The following is a 23,612-nucleotide window of genomic DNA, read 5'->3' as shown; positions in this document are numbered from 1 at the left end:
CCCGACCGGGGTTCGACAACTGGCGCAGCCAGTTGGACAGACCAGGAACGCAGTGAGTGGGCTGCCCGTAGGGTGAGCGCAGCGAATCAATCCCCCCCTCACCGCTATATTCTGAGCGTCATAAACAGACATTGAGCATGACAAAAAGGGGTCAATATCAGCGTGCGGACCGTAACAAACGCAGGCGATTAAATATGCTGCTGCCGCCATTGCCTGACATGGTCGATCAGGACGCGGAGTTTGGGTGCCATATTGCGACGTTGAGGGAAGTAGAGATAGAAGCCCGGAAAATAAGGAAGATAATCATCCAGCAGTGAAACAAGCTGCCCGGTTTCAACAAACGGCCTGAACGTATCCTCCGTGGCAAACGTAATGCCGCCACCAGCCAAAGCGAGCCGCAACATAAGGCGTAGATCATTAGTGGTGATCTGCGGTTCAATCGCCAGACTGAAAGGTTCTCCCGCCTCCTCAAATTCCCAGCGATAAGGGGCGACATCTTTGGCAGGACGCCAGCCGATACACCGATGATGGATCAATTCACGCGGATGCGCGGGTGCGTTGTTCGTCGCGAGATACGCGGGTGAGGCAACCGCCATTTCACGTTGTTTTTCAGTAAGCGCGACGGCGATCATATCCTTTTCGATCACCTCTCCAAGCCTTACGCCAGCATCATAACCCGCGGCCACAATATCAAACTCCTCATCCGTCACGACAATATCAACTGTCACGGCAGGATTGGCCGCCGCAAACGAAGCGATCAGCGGGCCGGAAAGAAATGCTTCGGCTATTGAGGTCACTGCAATCCGAAGACATCCTCGCGGCATATTCTCCGACGCGACCTCTTCGAACGCCGTTTCAATACTGGATAACGGTGATGACAGGGATTGACGCAGCCGTTCTCCCGCTTCCGTCAGGGTTACTGAGCGCGTCGTACGCATTACCAGCATTGTGCCGAACGCATCCTCAAGTCGTCTTATTCCCTGACTGATCGCCGATCGGGTGACGCCCAGACGAGCGGCGGCTGCGCTGAAATTACGCTCTTCTGCCACCGCGATAAAAACAGGTAAAAGATTGAGATCAATTTTCATTGTTTAACACTGCTAACCAGTGAGTCCAGTAAAAGCAGGATACTGCAACCAATCGTTACGTTCTATGATCGTTTCGAACTCAACTGAAGGAGCATGCTATGAATAAAGTGATATTAATTACCGGCGCATCCAGTGGAATTGGAGAAGGTATTGCCAGGGAGCTTGGAAACGCAGGCGCGAAGGTGTTATTAGGGGCTCGCAGACTGGAGCGCATCGAAGCCATTGCCGCAGAAATACGCAGCGCGGGCGGTATTGCTGAGGCGCGTGAGTTAGATGTTACCCGCCGCCAGTCGATGACGGGCTTCGTGCAGGCCGCGCTTGATCAATGGGGCCGCGTAGATGTGCTGATCAACAATGCAGGCATCATGCCGCTCTCTCCGCTTGCCGCAGGCAAACAGGATGAATGGGAGCGCATCATCGACGTGAATATCAAAGGAGTGCTCTGGGGCATTGGCGCTGTTCTTCCCGTGATGGAAGCGCAGGGCTTCGGTCAGATAATCAATATTGGATCTATCGGTGCCCTTTCAGTCGTACCAACCGCCGCCGTCTATTGTGCCTCGAAATTCGCGGTACGCGCGATTTCGGATGGTTTACGTCAGGAAAGCCCAAATATTCGTGTGACCTGTGTCAATCCCGGCGTGGTGGAAAGTGAACTTGCCTCAACCATTACCCATCCGGAAACCAGGGCGGCGATGGATGAGTACCGTGCTGTGGCACTTAAACCTGCGGATATTGCCCGTGCCGTGCGGCAGGTCATTGAGGCCCCTGAGAGCGTTGATACAACAGAAATAACCATCAGACCAACCGCATCAGCCAACTGACATTCCTGACTGATGGCACGTCGGATCCATTGTCTAAAAGTAGAGGGTCTGGTTTGCCGCGAAACATACAATGGAACGATGCTAATTCCTCGCTACACCGGTGATGTTACGTCTGCTCCTCGCCCGGAGCAGACATGGCTATGCCTTGGTTTGCCGCTTCGTGCCAGAAACGATACTCAGATCTACTCACGAATGCGTGAATAACGCGTGATTAACGCAGCCCTGGCCGATTAACGTGGTACGCACAGCCTCAATAAGCGGGGTATGCGGTTCGTGGCCTAAGAAAGCGATCAGTTTTGCATTGTCCATCTGTATTGCCTGTTCCCATAAATAGCGCATCTCCAGCATTTCATGCAGTGTGGTGTTGAAAGGTGCCATCGCCGTGATGAGCCACCAGGGAAATGATTTTACCTTCGCGTTAACACCCGCAAGCTGTGCGACACGCTGTATGGCTCCGGCCATCGCCGTACCATCGGCATCCCAGTGTCCCCGCATATGTAAGCAGGCAAAAGGGTCAAGTTGCTCCCGACGCGCCAACAGTGCAACCAGCGTTTCGGCGACATCCGATAGGTAGGCCCACTGATGGCCTGTCCCGGCTTTGCCTGGGTTTTTAATTATCCGCGGGGATTGCCCCGGTTTGATCAATCCCTGCGAAAACCAGTTGTTGCCTGCGTCAGGGCCAAAGAAGTCACCGGCCCGCAGAATCAGCACCTTTCCGCCACGCTGTGCATAAGCGAACAAAGCCTTCTCCATTTGCACTCGTATTGCCCCTTTTCTGGTGACAGGATTTTGGGGAGAGTCTTCCCGTAAAAGTGGAAAGGCGTCCGGACCATAGTTGTAAACGGTGCCCGGGAGAACGATTAATGCACCATTTCGCTCTGCGGCATTGATGGTGTTCTGTAACATTGGCAAAACCAGTTGTTCCCAGTTTCGATAACCTGGCGGATTAACAGCATGAACAATCACATCACACTCTGACGCGGCAGTCGCGACCTGCTCAGCATTCAGCGCATCACCCTTTATCCACGTCATACTCTCGTGCTCTTCATTCTGCGGGGCGTTGCGGCGCAACGCATGAACGTCCCATTTTTCGCGGATGAGTTTACGGGCGATTTCACCACCGATTCCGCCTGTTGCGCCCAGTATGAGTACCTTGTTATTGCGGTTCATTGTCTTACCTTTGCCGGATGTCTGTTGACATCGTAGTGCCTGCACAAGCTAAATGTAATTGCATGACATCAGACAGCAGGTATGCATTTTTGTATGAAGCTAAATATTCCATGGGAATGGTATCGAACCTTCCTGGCGGTGATGAAAGAAGGTTCCCTGTCGGGAGCCGCACGCATGCTTTCCATCACCCAACCCACAGCGGGGCGTCACGTAGCGGCACTGGAATCCGCCCTTGGTCTGGTCTTGTTTACACGTTCTCAGACTGGCCTGCAGGCCACGGATGCGGCGGTAGCGATTCAGGGACATGCGCAAGCGATGGAAAACACGGCCAGTATGATTGAGCGTTCGGCGGCCAGCTTCAGTGCCCACTCCGCCGGGTTACATGGCGTGGTTCGCGTATCTGCGAGCGAAATTATCGGCACCGAAGTGCTGCCCCCCCTGATAGCACAAATTAAAGAAGATTATCCGCAACTTACCATTGAACTGGTGCTGTCTAACCGACTACAGGATTTATTGAACCGGGAAGCGGATATTGCGGTACGCATGAGCACACCGGTGCAGGAACAACTGATTGCGCGTCGGTTGGGCAGTATTGAAATTGGTCTGCATGCCTCGCCGTCCTATCTGGCACGCCACGCCGCACCGGAAAGTATTGACGAGTTGTTCACCCATACGCTTGTGGGCTTTGATAAAACGACGCCCTTTATTTTACAGGCACTGAAACACTTTCCTCAGTTAAATCGTGAACGCTTTACCGTGCGCACTGACAGTGATGTAGCGCAATTGAACCTAATCCGCGCAGGCTCAGGCATAGGGATGTGTCAGGTTCAACTGGCCGATTTCCCTGTTCCGTTAGAGAGATTGATGCCTGATTTCTTTGCATTTCATCTCGACACCTGGCTGGTGATGCATGAGGACTTGCGGCACAGTAAGGCCTGTAAAACGGTGTTTGATATTCTCGCAGCAGGCTTACAGGCTTATATCAACAACGTAGGGACATGAAGACGGCCACCTCAGCGCCAGCAGGTGACGGAATATTTGGCCTGGTAGGCAGAAATCGCATGTAAATACCCGCGACCTCAATTTTGTCAGGAATGTCATTACTGTGAACCTTTTCAGAAGGCAGACTGTCTGCTTCTCGCTCGGAGCAGACCTGCCGCTCTTCAGCTTTTCCGTTTCGTGCCGGGAGGTGTCTGGATTATATGTGCTGATTCACTCCCTCCAGTATCGAAAATTATTATATGTTCGACCGTTCGTTGTGCTGTTTTCCTGGGTTCAGATATCGTCCTGATATTTATCCTGTTTCCGGTTGAGAGACGATACAATTAATCCTGCCACTGCAGCGGCCAGTCCGGATAACGCGGCAATACCCATAGCCCATCGGGGACCGATATTATCAGCCACCCAGCCCGTCACTGGCGCGCCAATTGGCGTTGTTCCCATGGCAACAGCAACCCTCAGCGCCATCACCCGACCGCGCATTACCGGCGTGGTTGAAAGCTGCATCAGACTGTTCGTGGCATTGGTGAAAAACATTGCTGCACTGCCGGTGACGATAAGTGAAGCCGCAAAAAACCAGTAATCCGGAGACAATGCAGCGGCGGCACAGCCACATGCGAACACACCGGCACTGACAACCAGATGGCGGAATTTAATGCGGTCATAACCCGCATTCAGTAACGCTCCAGCCAGGGTTCCTGTGGCTATAACGGATGACAGAAAACCATATCTGGCAGCGTCAGCATGGAAGATTCTTATCCCCATAGAAGACAGGAATATCGGAAAATTCAGACCAAATGTCCCGATAAAAAAAAGCATCAACAGGATTGCAATCAGATCCGGGCGCCCCCTGACGTAAGAAAGGCCTTCGGTAAATGCTCCCCTGCGCCGGGATGCCCTGCCGGACAGATTCAGCTCTGCTTTTCTCAGGAAAAACAGGGAGGCCAGGATGCCCAGAAACGAGAAACCATTGATCAGAAAGCACCATCCGGTTCCGGCAGAGGCGATAAGCACGCCTGAAACCGCCGGACCGATAAAACGTCCGGCATTAAAGGACATCGAGTTCAGCGCGACGGCATTGGAGAGATCGCTTTCGCCGACAAGCTCTGACACAAATGTCTGGCGAACCGGAGCATCAACCGCCGTAATACTGCCGAAAAGAAAGGCGAACACATACAGATGCCACAGCTGAATAATTCCTCCCACCGTCATCAGACCAAGCATGACCCCCAGTCCCCCCATCGCTCCCTGAGTGAACATCAGTAATTTCCGCTGGTTAAACCTGTCAGCAGCAATGCCAGTCCATGGCAGGAAAATAAAATGCGGGGCAAACTGCAGCGCCATAACCGTTCCCAGGACTGAGCCGTTATGCGGTGTCAGAATGACAAAAACCAGCCAGTCCTGTGCGGTGCGCTGCATCCAGGTTCCGATATTAGACACAAACGCCCCGGCAGCCCAAAGCCGGTAGTTAAAATTACGCAACGATCGGAAAACAGCGTTGTTGAAAGGTTTCATTTTTGGCGCGGATTATTTCCGCCATGAAACTGACCAAAATGATGTGCGGAAAAAAGAGCAATACCAGCCATACCAACAAACAGAGCAATCGCGTCCGACCAGCGGGCTATATCAACCCGGCCTGAATAGATAAGCAGCACCCAGGCCAGTATCAGATTGGCCAATCCCCACAGGACATTGACCATGGATGATGAAAGCCCTTTGCCGGAAGGTGTGGCAAAAGGTGTCTGAAACGCTCTGCCCAGAACGCCACTGATAACATGGGGCACGGCGTTCATAAGACAAATACCCCCACCGAACAGGGATAAATAATGTAACAGGCTCATTTATTCTTCCTGTTTTCCAGTTCTGTGAGGATATCGGCTGCCCGTGCAGTTTCGCCAAGCCGGGGAAAGATATTCTGTACACTCCAGTTATGCGCTTCCGGTCGGTTGTCGGTCATGGCGTCAAGGGGCAACACCACATTGAAACCGCAATCCCAGGCCTGCCGTGCCGTTGCTTCCACCCCTGTACCGGTTGACACACCGGTGATGATGACCTGGGTCACGCCGAGAGATTTCAGACGGGACTCCAGCTCAGTTGTGGAGAAGGCTCCCCAGCTGTATTTGGTCACAATAATATCTGACGGTTGTGGGGCAATCTCTGTAATGAAGTCGGTGAAGTCCTCCGGCAACGTATCGGGCAGACTGCGGCGATCGTCCCGTCTTCCCGGAGGTATCCCCGCGACACTGACCAGCACAACAGGCAAATGACGCTGACGAAAAGCCTTTATCAGAGCTGCGCCGTTCTCAACAACAGCGGAGACTGAAGCATTGTAAGGTGCACCAATAATGCCTTTCTGCAAATCAATAACAATTAATGCCGGGAGGAGATCAAGTTCAGTCAGGGCCATATCTGCTCCGGAAAATTCGTAATATTAAAAACCGTTATTTCTCCACAAGCTTTTGTAGCAAGCCGATAGCAGCCAGAACCTGCCGCTGCTCTTCTCCCGTCAGATGTTGTGCCACTGCACGGCTTAGCCAGTCCTGGCGTGCAGATCGCCCTTCCTGAAGAAGGGAGAGGCATTTATCCGTTAACGATATAATGATCTGGCGGCCATCCTCTGGATCCGCCGTTCCTCTGACCAGCCCCTTTGACTGCAGGGCTGAAACAAGCGTTCTCATCGACTGATGACGAATTCCCTCCGCCCGTGCCAGAGAGGAAATCGTCATCGGGCCTTCTTTTTCCAGCCTCAGCAGTGCCGACGACTGACCGGGGCTCAGATCACTGGTATGCCCTTCGTCACGCAAGCGTCGCTTTAGCATGCTGAAAAACTGCCGCAGCTCTGCGGCAATGGCTGAATTGACAGCATCGCTGTCGGTGTATTTTTTGATAGTCATGAAATCACCTTAAACATATACAGCTAAACTGTAAAGTTAAACTGTATTTCTATTCCCTACCCTGACTCTGTTGTGTCACTTAATTTTTCTCCGGGAAGGGTTTGAACCAGTTCAATGACGAGTGCACGGATGAATAACGTGCTCCCATCCGGCGCGCACCGGAAACTCTTTTTTACAGCTCAGCTTAATCGTTGACTGCTTCAAAAAAATTCCCGTATTTGTTATATTGTTGCTCATTGCTTATTCACCTCTGCGGTGCCAAAAAGAACAAGATTCACCGCAACCCAGGACTATAAAATGTTAGATTACCGCTTCCCGACAGCTTTGCAGATGGTTCTCAGCGTAGCGATGGCGGAGCAAGTGGGTGAACGTTCGACGAGTGCGATTCTGGCCTACGGCCTGGAAGCGAATCCGAGCTTTATCCGCAAATTAATGGTTCCGCTCACGCGTGACGGCATTATCGTCTCAACGCTTGGCCGCAACGGGTCAATTCACCTCGGCCGCCCGGCGGAAGAGATCACCCTGCGCGATATCTACCTTTCCGTCATCGAAGATAAAAAACTGTGGGCGTCGCGTCCTGACGTACCGGCCCGCTGCGTAGTCAGCGCTAACGCGTGTTGGTACTTCAAATCCATCGCCGAAGAAGCGGAGCAGGCTTCGTTACAGGTATTAGCGCGCCATACCGTGGCAAGCGCGCTGGAAGAGGTCAAAAAAGCCGATACCAGCGGATGGGATCCGGTGCCGGAACTTATTGCCCAGTATAAAAAAACGTCTTAATTATTTACTTATTGCGAAAAAAACCGCCTTCATTGTGAAGGCGGTTTTTTTGTATCTGCAACAATTTACGCAGGCAAAACGTCATTTACCGGTTTACCGCGCGCCACGAATTTACGCAGCGTTACGTAAAACACCGGTGTTAAAAACAGCCCAAACAGCGTCACGCCCAGCATACCGGAGAACACCGTGATCCCGGTGACGCCGCGCACTTCTGCACCCGCACCATGACCGAGGATCAGCGGAATCGTCCCAGCAATGAAGGCAATGGAGGTCATAACAATTGGGCGTAAACGCAGGCGGCAAGCCTCCAGCGCCGCTTCCATGATCCCTTTCCCCTGGATTTCCAGCTCGCGGGCAAACTCCACGATCAGAATCGCGTTTTTACACGCCAACCCCATGAGTACCACCAAACCAACCTGCACGAACACGTTGTTATCGCCACCGGTCAGCCAGACGCCAAACAGCGCGGACAGCATCGTCATCGGGACGATAAGGATCACCGCCAGCGGCAGCGTCCAGCTTTCATACAGCGCCGCCAGCACGAGGAAAGCCAGTAAAACCGCGACCGGGAAGACGATCAGCGCCGTATTGCCCTGCGTGGCCTGCTGGTAGCTCAGATCCGTCCATTCAATATTCATCCCATTTGGCAGTATCTGCTTAGACATCCCGTCCAGTTGCGTCATCGCCTGCGAAGAAGAGAGGATGCGCGGATCGGCATCGCCAATCAGATCCGCCGCCGGATAACCATTGTAGCGAATCACCGGATCCGGCCCGTAGGTGGTACTGATATTCACCATACTGCCGATCGGTACCATTTCGCCCTGATTATTACGGGTGCGCAAATTAGCGATATCTTCCACGCTGTCACGGAACGGCCCGTCGGCCTGCGCCATCACGCGCCAGGTACGACCGAACTGGTTGAAATCGTTCACATAAGACGATCCCAGGTAGGTTTGCAGCGTACCGAAAAGATCGGTCAGCGACACGCCCTGCGCTTTCGCCTTATCACGATCAACCTGCACATCCAGCTGCGGAACGTTAGCCTGGTAGGTTGAGATGGGGAAATGCATCCCCGGCGTCTGCATAATCGCACCGGACATGGTATTCACCGCACTTTGCAGCGCGCCATAACCAAGACCGCCACGATCCTGGATGTACAGCGAATAACCAGAACCCTGGCCCAGCCCTAAAATCGGCGGCGGCAAAATGGAAAAACCAAAGCCTTGCTGAATTTGCGCGATTTTAGCGTTGATCTCAGCGTTAATTTCCGCCGCGGTATGTTTACGCTGGTCGAACGGTTTCAGGCCAAAAAAGACCGTCCCGGTATTCGGCGTGTTAGTGAACTGCAGCGCATTAAGCCCTGGAAAAGCGACCGCATAATCCACACCTTCAGTATTCATACCGATTTCGCTCATTTTGCGGATCACCGCATCGGTGCGTGCCAGCGAAGAGCCTTCCGGCATTTTCACGCCGCCAATCAAATAGAGCTTATCCTGTGTCGGAATAAACCCACCGGGTACGGCTTTAAACATGACGCCAGCGGCACAGAGCAGCAGAACATAAACGACAAACACCGCACCACGTCGACCGAGCGTTTTGCCAACCAGCCCCTGATAACCGTTCGAGCTACGGTGGAAAAAGCGGTTAAACGGACGGAAAAGCCAACCGAACAGTCGATCAATAAGCCTGGTCGGGAAGTCTTTCGGTGCGCCGTGTGGCTTTAACAGCAACGCAGCCAGCGCCGGAGAGAGGGTCAGCGAGTTAATGGCAGAGATCACCGTCGAAATCGCAATCGTAACCGCAAACTGTTTATAGAACTGACCGGTTACGCCGGAGAGAAACGCCATCGGTACAAACACTGCGCACAGTACCAGCGCAATAGCGATAATCGGCCCGGACACTTCACGCATCGCCTGATGCGCCGCCTGGAGAGGAGCAAGCCCCTCTTCGATATTTCGCTCGACGTTTTCCACCACCACGATGGCGTCATCCACAACAATACCGATGGCTAACACCAGACCGAACAAACTCAGGGTATTAAGCGAAAAACCAAGCAGGTAGAGAATACTGAACGTTCCCACGATCGATACCGGCACCGCGATCAGCGGAATAATCGACGCGCGCCAGGTTTGCAGGAACAGAATCACCACCAGTACAACCAGCACCACCGCTTCCAGCAACGTTTGCACTACCGCGCGAATAGAATCGCGTACAAACACCGTCGGATCGTAAGGTGCCGCCCATTTCATATCTTCCGGGAATCGCGTGGCCAGTTCGTTCATTTTGGCACGCACCGCGTTAGACAAATCGATGGCGTTCGCACCCGGAGACTGGAAGATACCAATCCCGACCGCGTCTTTATTGTTAAGCTGGGAACGCAGCGCATAGCTGCCAGAACCCATTTCAATACGCGCCACGTCGCGCAAGCGTACTACCGAGCCGTCTTGTGCCGTTTTCAGAACAATATTGCCAAACTCTTCTTCCGTGTGCAGACGACCCTGGGCGTTAATTGAGATCAGGAAATCGCTCTCTTTCGGCAGCGGCTCCGCGCCAAGTTGCCCGGCGGAAACCTGTACGTTCTGCTCCTGCATCGCCGTTACTACATCCGAGGCAGTTAACCCGCGCGCCGCCACTTTATTGGGGTCCAGCCAGATGCGCATCGCGTATTCGCCCGAGCCGAAAATCTGAATCTGGCCGACACCCGGCAGACGCGCCAGTTCATCTTTCACTTTTAGCGTGGCGTAGTTACGCATATACAGTGAATCGTATTTACCGTTGGGCGAAAACAGATGCACCACCAGCGTGAGCGTCGGCGATTGTTTCTGGGTGGTAATGCCCAAACGCCGCACATCTTCCGGCAGACGCGCCTCGGCCTGTGATACGCGGTTTTGCACCTGAACCTGCGCCTGATCGGGATCGGTACCCGGACGGAAAGTAACGGTGGTCACCAGTACGCCATCGGAGCCTGCGACAGATTTCATGTACATCATGTTTTCAACGCCGTTGATCGCTTCTTCCAGCGGCGTCGCCACGGTCTCTGCAATCACTTTCGGGTTGGCGCCTGGATACTCCGCGCGTACCTGCACGCTTGGCGGTACGACGTCAGGATATTCGCTGACCGGCAACAGCGGGATGGCGATTAATCCTGTGACAAAAATCAGAATCGACAGCACCGCGGCGAAAATCGGCCTGTCGATAAAAAAGCGGGAAAAGTCCATGTGTCGGATTCTCAGGTAAGGGATCAGTTGAGAGCGGGGCTGGCGTTCATGGCTACCGTTTTCGCGTTAACCGGCATACCCGGCATAAACACTTTTTGTAAACCATCGACGATGACTTTATCGCCAGGGTTCAACCCCTTCTGCACGATGCGTAAACCGGCAGCGAGACGCCCCGGAGTAATATCGCGACGCTGTGCTTTACCCTCTTTATCAACGATATAAACATATTTGCGATCCTGATCGGTCAGCACCGCTTTGTCGTCGATAAGCGTGGCTTTGAATTCAGCGCTGCCTGGCAGACGTACGCGGGCAAATAGCCCCGGCGTGAACTGACGCTGCGCGTTATCTAACAGTGCGCGCATACGGATCGTGCCGGTACTCGGCGTTAACTGATTATCAAGAAAATCCACTTTGCCCTGATGCGGGTAGCCATCCTCGCCAACAAGGCCAATTTCCACGGGTAGCGCCAGGTGATTACTGGACGCCCCTTGTCCGCTGCGGGCGAGATTTTGATAGTGAAGGTAGGTCGATTCATCCACGTCAAAGTAGACGTAAACGGTTTTCTGTGAGACCAGCGTGGTGAGTACGCTGGCGCTGTCACCTGCCGTGACCAGATTACCGCTGGTGATCAGCGCGCGGCTGGCGCGGCCATCAATAGGCGCGGTCACTTTGGTGAAATCCAGGTTAAGTTGCGCGGCGTCAACTGCAGCCTGCGCTGCGCGAATGTCGGCCTGAGCCTGGACGGCAGCCGAACGGCGCTGCTCCCACTCTTCACGGGATACCAGGTGGGTATTGATTAATTTATCGGTACGGTTAGCCTCACTTTGCGCCAGGCTGGCCTGTGTTTTGGCTCTCGCCAACGTCGCCTGCGCCTGCTCCAGCGCGGCGCGATAGGTTCTGTCATCAATAGTAAACAGCACCTCGCCCTTTTTCACTTCCTGGCCGTCGGTGTAATTCACTTTATCAATGTAGCCGGAGACGCGCGGGCGGAGCTGAACACTTTCCACCGCTTCAATCCGGCCGTTAAAGCTATCCCATTGGCTAATGGATTTCACTACCACGTCAGCGGCACTGACAGCGGGAGCTTGTGGCACGGCGTTTTGCGCGACACCATTATCGCATCCGACAAGCGCTACGGAGAGCAACATTGCTCCCAGCGCATTCAGATGAAAATTAACCCAAGGTTTTTGCAGGCTCATTATTTTTATTCCGGTAATTGTAGCCGCCGGGCAAGACGCCGCGGGAGACGCTGCGCCACTTCCTTTGTCCGGGCTGGCTTAAGGCCATTTGTGCCGTTCATCGCCACAAAACTGTAACAGTTGCCAATACACTATCGCGGGGATTGTAGGGAGGCGCTAAATTTAGTGCAAGAATAATTGATACACTTTATGTGCTGTTTGAGTGAGGGCCAAAAGTCGCGTTTTCGGCAAGGATTTAAATGCAACAATAAAACTTGCAATTAATGCAAAAACGGGCCACCTTTAAATGCAACAGACAAAGATGCTTTTAAATAAGCGGCGTGAGGGCAACAAGATGAACACTGGCGCATTTATTCACGATTTACTCGACTGGATCGACAACAACCTGGAAAGCCGTCTGGACATTGAAACCGTCTCCAGGCGAGCCGGCTATTCGAAATGGCACCTCCAGCGGCTCTTCAAAGAGCATACGGGTTATCGTCTCGCCGAGTATATCCGCGCGCAAAAGCTGCAAAAATCGATCGAGCGTTTAACCCACAGCGACGAGCCGATCTTGAATGTGGCGATTGCGCTAGGCTTTGACTCCCAGCAGTCCTTCAACCGCAGCTTCAAGCGTCAGTATGGCCAGGCGCCCGGCGCATGGCGTCGCAGTATCGGCTGCCCTCAAGCGCAGCAATTACGCCAGCAATCAACATAGTGCGTCGTGGGACTGGCAGATCCGTTCAGGATGAAATCGTCGGCCTGATAGCAGCAGGCCATCGATATTACGGGCAGTCTGCCCGGTGCGTACGGTTTGACGTTTCATTAAAATAACCGTATTGAAAAATCCGATATCAATTGCACTGCATAATTATTATCTGCCTGGTATGACGGGGAGCGACGTGAGTTATTTACAAACCACACCCTCATCTTTCGATCTCTTACCGAGGGCCTCAATCCTTATTTTTTCCGTAAAAGATTTAACCCCCGCCCTCTTCTCCTTGTGAGAATTTAATTTCCCTGACCAAGCTACCTGACGTCATTACCGGAATAATTTTACGCCCCCACTGGCACACTCGTTTCGTTACTGAGATCTTTAGCTCCCGGCTAAACTCGCCAGTTGAGCGAATGTCCGGAGGGGAAATAATATCTCTCACCTGAAATCCTTCTGCATGATACAGACTTCAAAAACGCTTAAATAAGTCGTCAGAAGCGTCTGTCATCTTTTTGATATCAGACGCATCAATATCACCAGACTTTCTTTTCCAGTGCAGATACTCCCGCTTCGCGCAGATCTCTTTGATGGTGTAGCCGATTTGACGAGCTTCATCGCGGCGATGCACTTGCACGCCGGAAAACGAACTTACTCATGGCAATATTTTCACCAGCACATTTTCATGTCTGTCGCTGTTCGTTAAGCATAAAGGGGGGAAATTAAGCGCAATATTTTCCCGATCGGCCTGGATGACTCAGGGTTTAAATTTAACTACCCCCATATTGTTATATTGGTTAATCGTGGTATCTAAATTTAAATAAAAATTAACAATCTTTAAATATATGCGTATCTTTTGTTGGTTTTTTTAGTTTTATTAATTGCTGAAGCGATCCATTCGAACGTTTTTCCTCCATACAGTCGGTTATAAACACGTCCTGTTATTTGTCACACAAAACAACCGACATTTAAAAACAGGACTTGATAATGCCCGAATACCTACTTTTTGCGCTGGGCCTCGTTCCGCTCATGCTCATGGTTTTTTTAATACTGAAAGTGAAAACACCGATTCATTATTCAGTGCTCATTACGCTCGCCTTAACGTGTGGGTTGACGATGGTTTTATGGCACATGCCAACAGAAACGTTGCGCGCCGCCCTGACCTACGGCGCCCTCAAGGGTCTTTGGCCAATTGTGATTGTGATTCTGGGGGCGATTTACAGTTACAACGTGATGCAAGCAACCCGCGCACTTAACATCTTGCGGGATGTCCTTATCGGCATCAGCGACGATAAACGCATCCAGGTACTGCTAATTTCCTGGTGCTTTGGCGGCTTTCTGGAGGCGGCTGCCGGTTACGGAACCGCAGTCGCTATTCCTATCGGGATTCTGATTACGCTTGGTTTTCCGCCCCTGAAAGCCGCGATTGCCTCGCTGGTTGCCAATACCGTTCCCACCGCGTTTGGTGCTGTTGGTATTCCCGTCACGATACTTGCCGAACAGGTGCATTTACCGGTTAATACGCTTGGCGGCACCATCATCATGCAGCTGGCGGTGTTCAACATCCTGCTGCCGTTTGTGATCATTTGCATCATTGGCGGCGGCGTTCGGGCTATCCGCGGCGTGTTCGGCATTACGTTGCTGTGCGGTGTAGCAACACTGATTCCGCAGTATTTCGTGGCTATTCATCTCGGGGCGGAATTGCCTGCCTTTGCAGGCAGCCTGGTGAGTCTGATCGTGGTGGCGCTGGCTGGGCGCGCGCGTAACGGCAAAACAGAACCGGAATGGCGGGTCGATAATAAAAGCAAAACGGAAGCCGCGCCCCGCTCTCCCGTTGTCCTGCTCAGAACCTGCTCCATTTATATACTGATGTTTGTTTTCATTCTGCTCTGCTCACCGCTTTTTCCGGGCATTAAATCAGCGGTTTCACAGATTGCTTCCGTGCTGCACTTCCCGCTGGCAAATGGTGAAACACTGACGCTCAAGGTGGAATGGCTCACCACTCCCGGCATGCTTATCATCTTTGCAACCCTTATTGGCGGCTTTATACAGGGGGCATCAGCGGGAGGAATGCTGCAGGTATTTGTCGAAACCCTTCTTCAGCTTAAAAACTCCATTATCGCGATTATGGCAATCGTCGCGCTGGCAACCGTGATGGACGTCAGCGGGCTGATTTCCACGCTGGCACAAACAATGGTGCACCTTACCGGTGGCGCGTTTGTCTTTATATCGCCGGTTATTGGCGCACTTGGCACCTTTGTGACCGGCAGCGATACCAACTCCAACGTGCTGTTCGGCAAGTTACAAACCATGGCAGCGGAAAAGCTGCATATCGATCCCAACTGGCTCGCAGCGGCCAATACCGCCGGGGCGACCGGCGGGAAAATGATCTCGCCGCAAAGTATTGCTATCGCCGTCTCCGCCACGCGGATGGAGGGGCAAGGCAGCACGATTATGACGGGCACCATGAAGTACTGTGCCGCTTACATCTTCATCCTTGGGCTAAAGGTTGGCCTTTTTTATTACTGGTTTATGGCATAACGCCACCGCCTCGCAGAATAAAACGACTCGATAAAAAGCAATGGAGTTTCCAATGAACGTCAATTTTTACGTCACCTGTATTGGTGATGCGTTGAAATCGCGGATGGCGCGCGACTCAGTGTTATTGCTCGAACAACTCGGCTGCCAGGTCGCATTCCCTGAAAAGCAGGGATGCTGCGGTCAGCCAGCCATGAACAGCGGTTATATAAAAGAAGCGATCCCGGGCATGAAAAACCTTATCACTGCGCTGGAGGAAAACGATGATCCTATTATTTCTCCAGCAGGCTCCTGTATGTACGCCATCAAAAGCTACCCGGGATATCTGGCCGAAGAGCCGGAATGGGCGCTGCGGGCGGAAAAAGTGGCCGCCAGGATGCAAGATCTCACCTCTTTTATCGTCAATAAGCTTGGTGTTGTAGATGTCGGTGCCTGTCTGCCAGGGAAAGCCGTTTACCATCCCTCCTGTAGCCTTTCTCGCAAGTTGGGTGTTACACAAGAGCCACTGACACTGCTGAATCACGTTAAAGGTCTTGAGCTACTTCCCTTTGCCGATCAGGAAACCTGCTGTGGTTTTGGCGGCACCTTCTCCGTAAAAATGGCAGAAATTTCTGGCGAGATGGTGAAGGAAAAAACGGCACATTTGATGGATGCGCAGCCCGAGTATCTCATTGGCGCAGATGTCAGCTGCCTGCTGAATATTGGCGGACGCCTTCAGCGCGAAGGCCGAAATGTGAAAGTTATGCATATCGCCGAAGTGCTGATGAGCCGCTAACGGGAGGAGAATATCGTGTCTTTAAAAACCAGCAATGCAGATTTTAAATCGCGGATCCGCCAGCAGTTAGACGATCCCATTATGCGTAAAGCGGTCGCGAACGCGCAGCAACGAATTGGCATTAACCGCCAGCGTATGGTTGAGGAACTGGGCAACTGGGAAGCGTGGCGGGAGCGCGCCAGCCAGATCCGTGAACACGTTCTGGATAACCTGGACGCCTATTTGTATCAACTGTCAGAGAAAGTCACGGAAAATGGCGGTCATGTTTTCTTTGCGAAAACAAAAGAAGACGCCACGCGCTACATTTTAAACGTGGCGCAGGCCAAAAACGCCCGCAAAGTGGTGAAGTCCAAATCGATGGTGACCGAAGAGATTGGCATGAACGCGGTACTGCAGGATGCCGGTATCCAGGTCATTGAAACCGATCTCGGCGAGTATATTCTGCAGTTGGATCAGGACCCGCCGTCGCATGTTGTCGTTCCCGCTATCCATAAAGATCGTCATCAGATCCGCAGCGTCCTGCATGAACATCTCGGTTATGACGGCCCGGAAACCCCGGAAGCCATGACCCTGTTTATCCGCCAGAAGATTCGCCAGGAATTTCTGAGCGCAGAAGTCGGCGTGACCGGTTGTAATTTCGCGGTAGCTGAAACAGGTTCTGTGTGTCTGGTCACCAATGAAGGCAATGCCCGGATGTGCACGACGCTACCGAAAACGCATATCGCCGTGATGGGGATGGAGCGTATTGCCCCGACGTTTGAGGAAGTGGATGTTCTCATTACGATGCTCGCCCGCAGTGCGGTAGGGGCGCGTTTGACCGGTTATAACACCTGGCTGACGGGACCACGCGAGGCGGATAACGTGGATGGACCGGAGGAGTTCCATCTGGTCATCATTGATAATGGTCGCTCGGCGGTTCTGGGCTCCGGTTTTCGCGATGTGTTGCGCTGTATCCGCTGCGGCGCGTGTATGAATACCTGCCCCGCGTATCGCCATATCGGTGGACATGGTTACGGTTCTATCTATCCAGGCCCGATTGGCGCGGTCATTTCTCCCTTGCTTGGCGGATATAAGGATTTCAAAGATCTCCCCTATGCCTGTTCGCTGTGTACTGCGTGCGATAGTGTCTGCCCGGTACAAATTCCCCTGTCAAAACTTATCCTTCGCCATCGAAGAGTGATGGCAGAGGAAGGGTTAACGCCTAAAGCAGAACAGCGGGCGATGAAAATGTTCGCCTACGCCAACAGTCATCCAGGATTGTGGAAAGTCGGCATGATTGCCGGAGCGCAGGTGGCCAGCTGGTTTATTAAAGGGGGCAAAACGCCGCTCAACATCGGTGCGATCGGCGACTGGACGCAAGCGCGCGACTTGCCGGAAGCGGATGGGGAAAGTTTTCGTAGCTGGTTCAAAAAACATCAGGCACAGGGGAAAAAGAATGGATAATCGAATGGCGTTTTTGACCACCATTAGCCAGGCGCTGGGAAGGGAGGTTCGTTACCAGCCTGAACAGGGAATGCCGCCCGTTAATAACTACGCGCAAACGCGCCTCACCGGGCTAAGCCCACAACAACGCTGTGATGAATTTATCAACGTCGCCTCAACGGTAATGTTGGCGGACTGTGCGTTGACCAGCGAGGAAAAGGCTGGCGAAGCCGTGCTGAATTTATGCGAAAAATATGGAAGCCAGCCGATTGTCGTCAGCGGCGATGCGCGGTTGAAAGCGCTGGGCATCACTCATCGTCTTGAGGAAGCTTATGATGCATTCATCTGGGATCCGGCCAAAGGCGAAGAGAATGTTCGCAAGGCTGAACAGGCGAAAATGGGTGTAGTGTACGCAGAATATGGCTTAACAGAATCCGGCGGTGTCGTGCTTTTTTCTGCGCCGGAACGCGGCAGAGCCCTGAGTTTATTACCCGCCTCCTCTATTTTTGTGTTGCGCAAAAGCACCATTCTTCCTCGCGTATCGCAGTTGGCGCAAACGCTACATCAAAAAGCGCTGGCGGGTGAGCGTATGCCTTCCTGTATCAACCTGATCGGCGGTCCCAGTTCAACCGCGGACATTGAACTGATAAAAGTCGTGGGCGTACATGGTCCGGTAAACGCAGCGTATCTGATCGTAGAAGATTGCTGAAAATAAACGCTCTAAAATAGCCACCGTTATGAACAGCCCTCCTTTGTGGGAGGGCTGATAACAACCGGTTCCTGTCATCGCTGACTGTGCCAAACAATGCGCTCTTAATGAACTGTCAGCCTAATCAGCCCAGGTAACCGTAAATTGAATGCATTTTAGTCTTCTGGTGCATCCGTCACGGGGAAAGGGATCCAGTTTTTTGCGCAATCAATCGAGGCCGCCGATCGTTGTAACGATGCTGCTCCCGATGGAACAGGTGAGACACCATCAGGACCAATGCGGATCTGCGCCGATTCGATTAACCAGTGAGCCGCGTTGCTGAAATGCACCCCGTTCAAAGCAAAATGCAAAGGATGAGCGGCGTCATAACCGCGTAATACCAGATTTCCGGTTTCGCCGGAAACCTGGCTCAGGGAGATATCGCGGTAGACCGGAATGTTGTTACCGAACGCATGCACGTCATATTGCGTATCAAAATCGAGCGGCCGACGATTCCCTCGCATACAAATATTTTCGTAGCGAACATCGCTGACAATCCCACCCCGGCTGCTATCACTTTTGATACGCAGCCCTGAGGTTGTGCCATCAAGCGTCAAATCACGAACCCGAATGTCACTGATACCGCCCAGCGTCTCGCTACCAATGGACATCCCGTGTCCCCAATAAAAATGGTTATCCACTAAAACCACATGCCGCGTGGCGCCACCCGCGCCCGCTTTAATCGCCACGTTATCGTCACCGGTTCTGATGAAGCTGTGGGCGATAAGGATATTCTGCGACGAAATGGGATCAATTCCGTCGGTGTTACGCGCATTCGCCGGTGTATCAATACGCACGCCCCAGAACGTCGCATCCTGAACGTTTTTCAGCGTGACATGGAATCCGGGCGAGTTTCGCAGTGTGATGCCGTGAAAAACAATATGAGAGGCATCATCTATTTCAATCAGCCGCGGAACATTCTGTGCCCCGCCTTCAGTCTGCGCGCGGCGAGCCAGCTGCCACCATGATTCCTGCTGTCCTTTTATCGGCTTACCACCCTGCCCATCAATAACGCCCTCCCCGGCAATGCCGCCACCGTCCGTGCTTTTAAAAAGAATAAAGGGCCGACAGCCATTCCCCTTCTGATCGATTGTCCCACAGTGACCATTTTTGTCGTAAACACGTGGGTCACTATTAGCTACCAGCATTGCCCCCCGAGAAATCCAGAGTGTGACGCCAGACTTCATTGTCAGCGGTCCACTGGAGAAACGACCAGCAAGGAGCTGTAAAGCCTCCCCCCGAGGACAGTTATCAATGGCCGACTGAAGTCGTCGGGTATCGTCTCCTGATGAAGAAGCCAGCCTTGCGCAGATATGCGCGGGCAGCACAGGCTCTGGCAAATCAGGGCTGTCCTCGGCCAATATCGTCGCGCTGAATCCTGATACTGAGACGACAAATATGCCAGCCATTATTGCTTTCAAATTACAGCGGAGAAAAAGCATAATTATCCCAATATCAAAATCGTTGACGTATTGTTGAGGTGCTGTAATAAAAACATCTGCCTAATTCGTATTTAGTTGAAGTCGCGTTTAAGTTCAGCAGGGAAAAGATGATAAAACATTCCCCCTCATTATTTCCAAAATAACCAGTTAGCATTATCTTATAGCGTGCAAATCGCGATGGGTTTAGCAGACCGCATTGGGTATTTATATTAGCTTCCTATTTATTTTATACGAAATAGATATCTTTTGATGCTTACTCGTTATCACCCTGTGTTGTAAAAACACGTCCTGACATTGCATCAAGGGTGTTGACAACATTCTTAAAATCTTCGAAATCATAATAAAACTGATTATTTAAAGGCGTATTTCTTAGAATCCCAATGCAATAATTCAGAGCGTTTTGCGCATTGTATACCTGGTAAAGGCAAATCATAGCATTGCCGTCCAGACGGGCTTTGCTTAACATACGCACATCCTGTTCAATACCTCCTTTGATAACATCCAGTTTAAAGTAGAGCAATTGCAAAGCGTCGGGCTCATCAGGCTCCAGTATCAACACGTTAATCAGCCCAATGGATTCTTTAAAATTTTTAACGATAGAGTTAATAAAATTACGCGCTTCAGATGCCATGTTCACTCCGTAAAAAGTCATTAATGCCATTACTGTCACTTGATATAATTAATGTTGTTATCCAGAGGCATGAAAAGTAAACAGCAGTGCAATAAAAGTGAAAATCACAGTTGAGAACTCAAACGGTGAGGTTCTAATTTTCATTAGCGAAATTTATGTTTATAAAATAAAACGTGAATACAATAACACTATCCAAACACTGCTAGCAGTATATCCTCATTAATAATGCGATTGCCGCTGATGTAGATTTTTTGCCGACACAGAGCAAGGGTTCCCACGCATGGAGTTTGCGATGCAGAAAAGACCAACTCTGTGCATATTTGAGCTTCATAAGATCGTGAAGTTGCATATCAGGATATCCCTGAATCGGGTGCCTGCGGAGCACACTGAATAAAGCGCATGGTGTCCAGCAAGTTATCCTTCTCAGCTTCAGTAAGATTTGGGGACACCGTTTTCTCCGCTAACAATGCCCGGTCTGAATAAGAGAGCGTTCCTCCCCGAAGCCGCTGACTGATGGTCATTAGCAGATGCTTGTCCAGTTCATTGATACGCCGTCTGATCCCGTCAAGATCCAGAAGGGTGACAAATGATTCTGGTCGGGGCAACCAGTCTGCCAGATAGCGATACTGTATTGCTTTTCCCGCATTCATCAGTGCATTGATGAACGGCTCCACTGACTGCGGTTCCAGCCCAACCTCGCGCGCATTACCCCGCGCCTGCAACAGCACTTTTTGTTCCCGAACCAAATCCTCCACCGGTAAGTGATACTTCGCCTTGTAGGCTGCAACTTCTCTCATTAGCTCCATGCGTTCGCTTAAGAGTGATGAAAGGGCACTGAGACAAATGGGAGCAGATGCTCCTGAAAAAACGCTTCCGGACATACATAGTGTTGATATGAAAACCTTCATAACCATCCCTCAAAGAAAAGTGCCAAACTTAATTTACCCGCGTAAATATAACCATTGGTTACTATTTCGTTTCTGGATGTAAGAGCTTTGTTATAAGCAGCGCCCGCTTTTCGTGAAGCGCATTGTGTTCCCGAGCTTACGGATACAGTGCTGGCCAGTAACAAGTTCTCTTAGCGGATACTCAATTGCGTGATTAGCCGTAATTGAAAAAGTGCCTTCGGGAATGAACAGCAAACCAGACAACACGGTTAAAGTGATAACACGCACCGTTCACTTTTCATTAATTCAATTACGTTATTATTTCACCAAAGCGGGTTTGCGTAAGGAAATGTAACGCGCTGATATCAATGTGGATTCATCGATAGACCGCAGGTTTTGTACCGTTCTGCGCCTTATATAAGATGAAAAACATGACAGACCAGGCGGGCTGAACGTAGTGATAAAAGTGTTTACGCGGTATGCAGCCCCCCATTTTCAGGGCTCCGATAACAGGGATATAAATTTTATAAATAACGACACCGAAAAATGCCGGGCATCCATCACCGTGGGAGACATGCACGCAACGGCAAGCGAAACGGGCCTGATCTGGCCAGAACTTTCTGGTGGTGAGAAAAGCGCTGAAACATATCATTCTGTATGAGCAAAAGCGTGAGTAAGGTTTTTCAAACTTAACGTTGCACATTGCACACGCTTACTCATTTGAAGGGAAAGTAAGCTCACGCTTTCAGATGGATTTTCATCAGCAAGCGCGACACACGCAGTATTATTTACACGCAGTTATTTACAAGGAATGGTCTTCTTCCGTTACTGACCCTTGTCTTTCAAAGAAGAGCTTGTATATCAACGCAGGCTTTTTTCGCCTATCGCACTCCCGCAGGCGATGAAGTTCCACGAACGGGGCCGACTGCGACCTGTTTGCGCCCCGCAAAAAATAAAACCCGGTTTCCCGGGTTTTATCGCTAAATATCCATGCTATCAGTCGTACGCTTTCAGCGTGCGCTGGCAGAGCGCGGAGCGTACGCAGTCGTCTTTATTGAAGCGTACCACGCCTATCATCTCGTCTTCCTCAAAACGTGCCAGCGCGTCGCTCAAACCCGATTTCACACCGGATGGCAGATCGCACTGGGTAATATCACCGTTCACAATAACGGTCACGTTCTCCCCGAGGCGTGTTAAAAACATTTTCATTTGCGCAGCCGTGACATTCTGAGCCTCGTCGAGAATGACCACCGCATTTTCAAAGGTACGTCCGCGCATATAGGCGAACGGCGCGATTTCCACCTTACCGATCTCTGGTCGCAGGCAGTATTGCATAAAGGACGCTCCAAGCCGTTTTAGCAGCACGTCGTAAACGGGCCGGAAATAGGGAGCGAACTTCTCCGAAATATCACCGGGTAAGAAGCCGAGATCTTCGTCGGCCTGCAGAACCGGTCGGGTTACAATAATCCTGTCCACGTCCTTATGGATCAGGGCTTCCGCCGCTTTCGCCGCGCTGATCCACGTTTTCCCGCAGCCGGCTTCACCGGTTGCAAAGATCAATTGTTTACTCTCGATAGCATTCAGGTAGTGCGCCTGAGCTTCATTGCGCGCGGCAATTGGGGAAGTATCACGGCTGTCCCGCGCCATGCCAATTGTTTCAACGCCACTCATCTGCACAAGCGAGGTGACCGACTCTTCTTCACGTTGTTTATGGCTGCGTGAATCACGTCTCAGCACGCGTTTCGCTTCACGACGAGCTTTGATCACTGCTTTTTGTCTTCCCATGGATAGCACCTTGAGTTGTTGGTTTACATCACACACGTCGCTATCGACGCGATTATGCGCACAAACGTCTGAGGGTTGGCTTCCTTGTAAGCCATGGCTTGCCTTTGAAAATGACGTGCCAACGCGACGAACAGCATCGCCTGTCACATCGTCGACATCAGGAATGAAAAAGAAGGAGGAAAATTCAGGGGTGAAGAAGTCGCTGCCGGAGGTCGCACCTCCGTGCCGGGTTTTGCGTGGTCTTTTTGTCTGTCCGCTATTGGACTTTACCATCCGCGATCTCCAGAAAAACTTCATCACCGCAGGGGATAACGCTCTCACTAATTACATCAAAGATTAGCATCATTGCAACATTATTTTTACCAACCCATAACGTGCATGACCTCTGCGTCGTTGAACAGAGTCTCGGTTATGAATATTACAGAAAGATAACAGATACTTTCTCATACGAAAAAATGATAATTGGATGGCACAAAAAGTATGTCAGGATGCAACAGATGACAGAATATCCTGCCCGAAGGCGGGCA

21 protein-coding genes are annotated in these 23,612 nt (G+C 51.5%); 8 read left to right on the top strand and 13 right to left on the bottom strand.

All coding sequences use genetic code 11. From position 1 onward, the window contains the following. Positions 1-188: 188 nt before the first annotated feature. The gene (locus tag E0L21_RS22155; RefSeq protein ID WP_131413318.1) at positions 189-1,088 is read right to left on the bottom strand and encodes a LysR family transcriptional regulator; all 900 of its coding nucleotides are present in this window, start codon (positions 1,086-1,088) and stop codon (positions 189-191) included. A gap of 98 nt (positions 1,089-1,186) precedes the next feature. Between E0L21_RS22155 and E0L21_RS22150 the strand changes: the two genes are divergently transcribed. After that, positions 1,187-1,909, top strand: a complete 723-nt coding sequence (locus tag E0L21_RS22150; protein ID WP_131413316.1) for an SDR family oxidoreductase — start codon at positions 1,187-1,189, stop codon at positions 1,907-1,909. Positions 1,910-2,095: 186 nt separating this feature from the next. On the opposite strand, the gene E0L21_RS22145 is transcribed toward E0L21_RS22150, so the two are convergent. Further along, on the bottom strand, positions 2,096-3,079 hold the full coding sequence (locus E0L21_RS22145) for an NAD-dependent epimerase/dehydratase family protein (protein ID WP_131413314.1): 984 nt from the start codon (positions 3,077-3,079) through the stop codon (positions 2,096-2,098). 93 nt (positions 3,080-3,172) lie between these two features. Between E0L21_RS22145 and E0L21_RS22140 the strand changes: the two genes are divergently transcribed. Continuing rightward, positions 3,173-4,081, top strand: coding sequence for a LysR family transcriptional regulator (locus tag E0L21_RS22140; protein ID WP_131413312.1), 909 nt, complete (start codon positions 3,173-3,175; stop codon positions 4,079-4,081). A 273-nt stretch (positions 4,082-4,354) separates the two neighbouring features. Here E0L21_RS22140 and E0L21_RS22135 read toward each other — a convergent pair whose 3' ends face one another. From E0L21_RS22135 to E0L21_RS22120, 4 genes are read right to left on the bottom strand one after another with little or no spacing between them, the layout of a single operon-like run. Continuing rightward, on the bottom strand, positions 4,355-5,593 hold the full coding sequence (locus tag E0L21_RS22135; protein WP_131413310.1) for an MFS transporter: 1,239 nt from the start codon (positions 5,591-5,593) through the stop codon (positions 4,355-4,357). Next, entirely contained in the window at positions 5,590-5,919 is a 330-nt protein-coding gene (locus E0L21_RS22130) for a hypothetical protein (protein WP_131413309.1), read from the bottom strand. Before E0L21_RS22130 ends, E0L21_RS22135 begins: the two co-directional genes overlap by 4 nt. Then, positions 5,916-6,485, bottom strand: coding sequence for an isochorismatase family protein (locus E0L21_RS22125; RefSeq protein ID WP_131413307.1), 570 nt, complete (start codon positions 6,483-6,485; stop codon positions 5,916-5,918). The genes E0L21_RS22130 and E0L21_RS22125 overlap by 4 nt, the downstream gene beginning before the upstream one ends. A gap of 34 nt (positions 6,486-6,519) precedes the next feature. After that, entirely contained in the window at positions 6,520-6,972 is a 453-nt protein-coding gene (locus tag E0L21_RS22120) for a MarR family winged helix-turn-helix transcriptional regulator (protein WP_131413305.1), read from the bottom strand. A 297-nt stretch (positions 6,973-7,269) separates the two neighbouring features. On the opposite strand from E0L21_RS22120, the gene E0L21_RS22115 reads away from it, so the two are divergent. Continuing rightward, positions 7,270-7,749 carry an RrF2 family transcriptional regulator gene (locus E0L21_RS22115; RefSeq protein WP_020457333.1) on the top strand — a complete coding sequence of 160 codons (480 nt, stop codon included), beginning with the start codon at positions 7,270-7,272 and terminating at the stop codon, positions 7,747-7,749. A gap of 65 nt (positions 7,750-7,814) precedes the next feature. Here E0L21_RS22115 and oqxB read toward each other — a convergent pair whose 3' ends face one another. Further along, positions 7,815-10,967: a multidrug efflux RND transporter permease subunit OqxB gene (gene oqxB / locus E0L21_RS22110; RefSeq protein WP_131413303.1), complete on the bottom strand. Its 3,153-nt coding sequence runs from the start codon at positions 10,965-10,967 to the stop codon at positions 7,815-7,817. A gap of 23 nt (positions 10,968-10,990) precedes the next feature. After that, positions 10,991-12,166, bottom strand: coding sequence for an efflux RND transporter periplasmic adaptor subunit (locus tag E0L21_RS22105; RefSeq protein ID WP_131413301.1), 1,176 nt, complete (start codon positions 12,164-12,166; stop codon positions 10,991-10,993). 334 nt (positions 12,167-12,500) lie between these two features. On the opposite strand from E0L21_RS22105, the gene E0L21_RS22100 reads away from it, so the two are divergent. Continuing rightward, positions 12,501-12,863, top strand: a complete 363-nt coding sequence (locus E0L21_RS22100) for a helix-turn-helix domain-containing protein (protein WP_131413324.1) — start codon at positions 12,501-12,503, stop codon at positions 12,861-12,863. Between the two features lie 466 nt (positions 12,864-13,329). Here E0L21_RS22100 and E0L21_RS25040 read toward each other — a convergent pair whose 3' ends face one another. After that, entirely contained in the window at positions 13,330-13,488 is a 159-nt protein-coding gene (locus tag E0L21_RS25040; RefSeq protein WP_165501941.1) for a hypothetical protein, read from the bottom strand. A 356-nt stretch (positions 13,489-13,844) separates the two neighbouring features. On the opposite strand from E0L21_RS25040, the gene E0L21_RS22095 reads away from it, so the two are divergent. From E0L21_RS22095 to E0L21_RS22080, 4 genes are read left to right on the top strand one after another with little or no spacing between them, the layout of a single operon-like run. Next, positions 13,845-15,398 carry an L-lactate permease gene (locus E0L21_RS22095; RefSeq protein WP_131413299.1) on the top strand — a complete coding sequence of 518 codons (1,554 nt, stop codon included), beginning with the start codon at positions 13,845-13,847 and terminating at the stop codon, positions 15,396-15,398. 52 nt (positions 15,399-15,450) lie between these two features. Further along, complete coding sequence (locus tag E0L21_RS22090) at positions 15,451-16,170, top strand: (Fe-S)-binding protein (RefSeq protein WP_131413297.1); 720 nt, start codon at positions 15,451-15,453, stop codon at positions 16,168-16,170. A gap of 15 nt (positions 16,171-16,185) precedes the next feature. Next, positions 16,186-17,613, top strand: coding sequence for a LutB/LldF family L-lactate oxidation iron-sulfur protein (locus tag E0L21_RS22085; protein WP_131413295.1), 1,428 nt, complete (start codon positions 16,186-16,188; stop codon positions 17,611-17,613). Continuing rightward, a complete protein-coding gene (locus tag E0L21_RS22080) occupies positions 17,606-18,301 on the top strand; it encodes a LutC/YkgG family protein (RefSeq protein WP_131413293.1) in 696 nt (231 codons plus the stop codon). The genes E0L21_RS22085 and E0L21_RS22080 overlap by 8 nt, the downstream gene beginning before the upstream one ends. Before the next feature lie 155 nt (positions 18,302-18,456). Here the strand turns inward: E0L21_RS22080 and E0L21_RS22075 are convergent, their stop codons facing one another. The 4 genes from E0L21_RS22075 to phoH all read right to left on the bottom strand — a co-directional run bounded on the left by E0L21_RS22075 (position 18,457) and on the right by phoH (position 23,085). After that, entirely contained in the window at positions 18,457-19,749 is a 1,293-nt protein-coding gene (locus tag E0L21_RS22075) for a glycoside hydrolase family 28 protein (RefSeq protein WP_235855273.1), read from the bottom strand. Positions 19,750-20,035: 286 nt separating this feature from the next. Continuing rightward, entirely contained in the window at positions 20,036-20,413 is a 378-nt protein-coding gene (locus E0L21_RS22070) for a hypothetical protein (protein WP_131413291.1), read from the bottom strand. A 350-nt stretch (positions 20,414-20,763) separates the two neighbouring features. Further along, on the bottom strand, positions 20,764-21,321 hold the full coding sequence (locus E0L21_RS22065) for a chorismate mutase (protein WP_328590680.1): 558 nt from the start codon (positions 21,319-21,321) through the stop codon (positions 20,764-20,766). A gap of 975 nt (positions 21,322-22,296) precedes the next feature. Beyond that, the gene (phoH, locus tag E0L21_RS22060; protein ID WP_170312079.1) at positions 22,297-23,085 is read right to left on the bottom strand and encodes a phosphate starvation-inducible protein PhoH; all 789 of its coding nucleotides are present in this window, start codon (positions 23,083-23,085) and stop codon (positions 22,297-22,299) included. Between the last annotated feature and the right edge of the window lie 527 nt (positions 23,086-23,612).

It is taken from the genome of Kosakonia quasisacchari (assembly GCF_004331415.1).
In the GTDB taxonomy this organism is placed as follows: Bacteria; Pseudomonadota; Gammaproteobacteria; order Enterobacterales; family Enterobacteriaceae; genus Kosakonia; species Kosakonia quasisacchari.
The sequence above is the reverse complement of the archived record's forward strand: the minus strand, read 5'-3'. Positions and strand labels throughout refer to the sequence as shown.

Excerpts from the sequence above, each read along its gene's own strand:
- E0L21_RS22150 (WP_131413316.1), top strand. The coding sequence starts at position 1,187 with ATGAATAAAGTGATATTAATTACCGGCGCATCCAGTGGAATTGGAGAA.
- E0L21_RS22140 (WP_131413312.1), top strand. The coding sequence starts at position 3,173 with ATGAAGCTAAATATTCCATGGGAATGGTATCGAACCTTCCTGGCGGTG.
- oqxB (WP_131413303.1), bottom strand. The coding sequence starts at position 10,967 with ATGGACTTTTCCCGCTTTTTTATCGACAGGCCGATTTTCGCCGCGGTG.
- E0L21_RS22115 (WP_020457333.1), top strand. The coding sequence starts at position 7,270 with ATGTTAGATTACCGCTTCCCGACAGCTTTGCAGATGGTTCTCAGCGTA.
- E0L21_RS22070 (WP_131413291.1), bottom strand. The coding sequence starts at position 20,413 with ATGGCATCTGAAGCGCGTAATTTTATTAACTCTATCGTTAAAAATTTT.
- E0L21_RS22105 (WP_131413301.1), bottom strand. The coding sequence starts at position 12,166 with ATGAGCCTGCAAAAACCTTGGGTTAATTTTCATCTGAATGCGCTGGGA.
- E0L21_RS22145 (WP_131413314.1), bottom strand. The coding sequence starts at position 3,079 with ATGAACCGCAATAACAAGGTACTCATACTGGGCGCAACAGGCGGAATC.
- E0L21_RS22135 (WP_131413310.1), bottom strand. The coding sequence starts at position 5,593 with ATGAAACCTTTCAACAACGCTGTTTTCCGATCGTTGCGTAATTTTAAC.
- E0L21_RS22065 (WP_328590680.1), bottom strand. The coding sequence starts at position 21,321 with ATGAAGGTTTTCATATCAACACTATGTATGTCCGGAAGCGTTTTTTCA.
- E0L21_RS22100 (WP_131413324.1), top strand. The coding sequence starts at position 12,501 with ATGAACACTGGCGCATTTATTCACGATTTACTCGACTGGATCGACAAC.
- E0L21_RS22080 (WP_131413293.1), top strand. The coding sequence starts at position 17,606 with ATGGATAATCGAATGGCGTTTTTGACCACCATTAGCCAGGCGCTGGGA.
- E0L21_RS22130 (WP_131413309.1), bottom strand. The coding sequence starts at position 5,919 with ATGAGCCTGTTACATTATTTATCCCTGTTCGGTGGGGGTATTTGTCTT.
- E0L21_RS22120 (WP_131413305.1), bottom strand. The coding sequence starts at position 6,972 with ATGACTATCAAAAAATACACCGACAGCGATGCTGTCAATTCAGCCATT.
- E0L21_RS22125 (WP_131413307.1), bottom strand. The coding sequence starts at position 6,485 with ATGGCCCTGACTGAACTTGATCTCCTCCCGGCATTAATTGTTATTGAT.
- E0L21_RS22075 (WP_235855273.1), bottom strand. The coding sequence starts at position 19,749 with ATGGCTGGCATATTTGTCGTCTCAGTATCAGGATTCAGCGCGACGATA.
- E0L21_RS22095 (WP_131413299.1), top strand. The coding sequence starts at position 13,845 with ATGCCCGAATACCTACTTTTTGCGCTGGGCCTCGTTCCGCTCATGCTC.
- E0L21_RS22155 (WP_131413318.1), bottom strand. The coding sequence starts at position 1,088 with ATGAAAATTGATCTCAATCTTTTACCTGTTTTTATCGCGGTGGCAGAA.
- phoH (WP_170312079.1), bottom strand. The coding sequence starts at position 23,085 with ATGGGAAGACAAAAAGCAGTGATCAAAGCTCGTCGTGAAGCGAAACGC.
- E0L21_RS22090 (WP_131413297.1), top strand. The coding sequence starts at position 15,451 with ATGAACGTCAATTTTTACGTCACCTGTATTGGTGATGCGTTGAAATCG.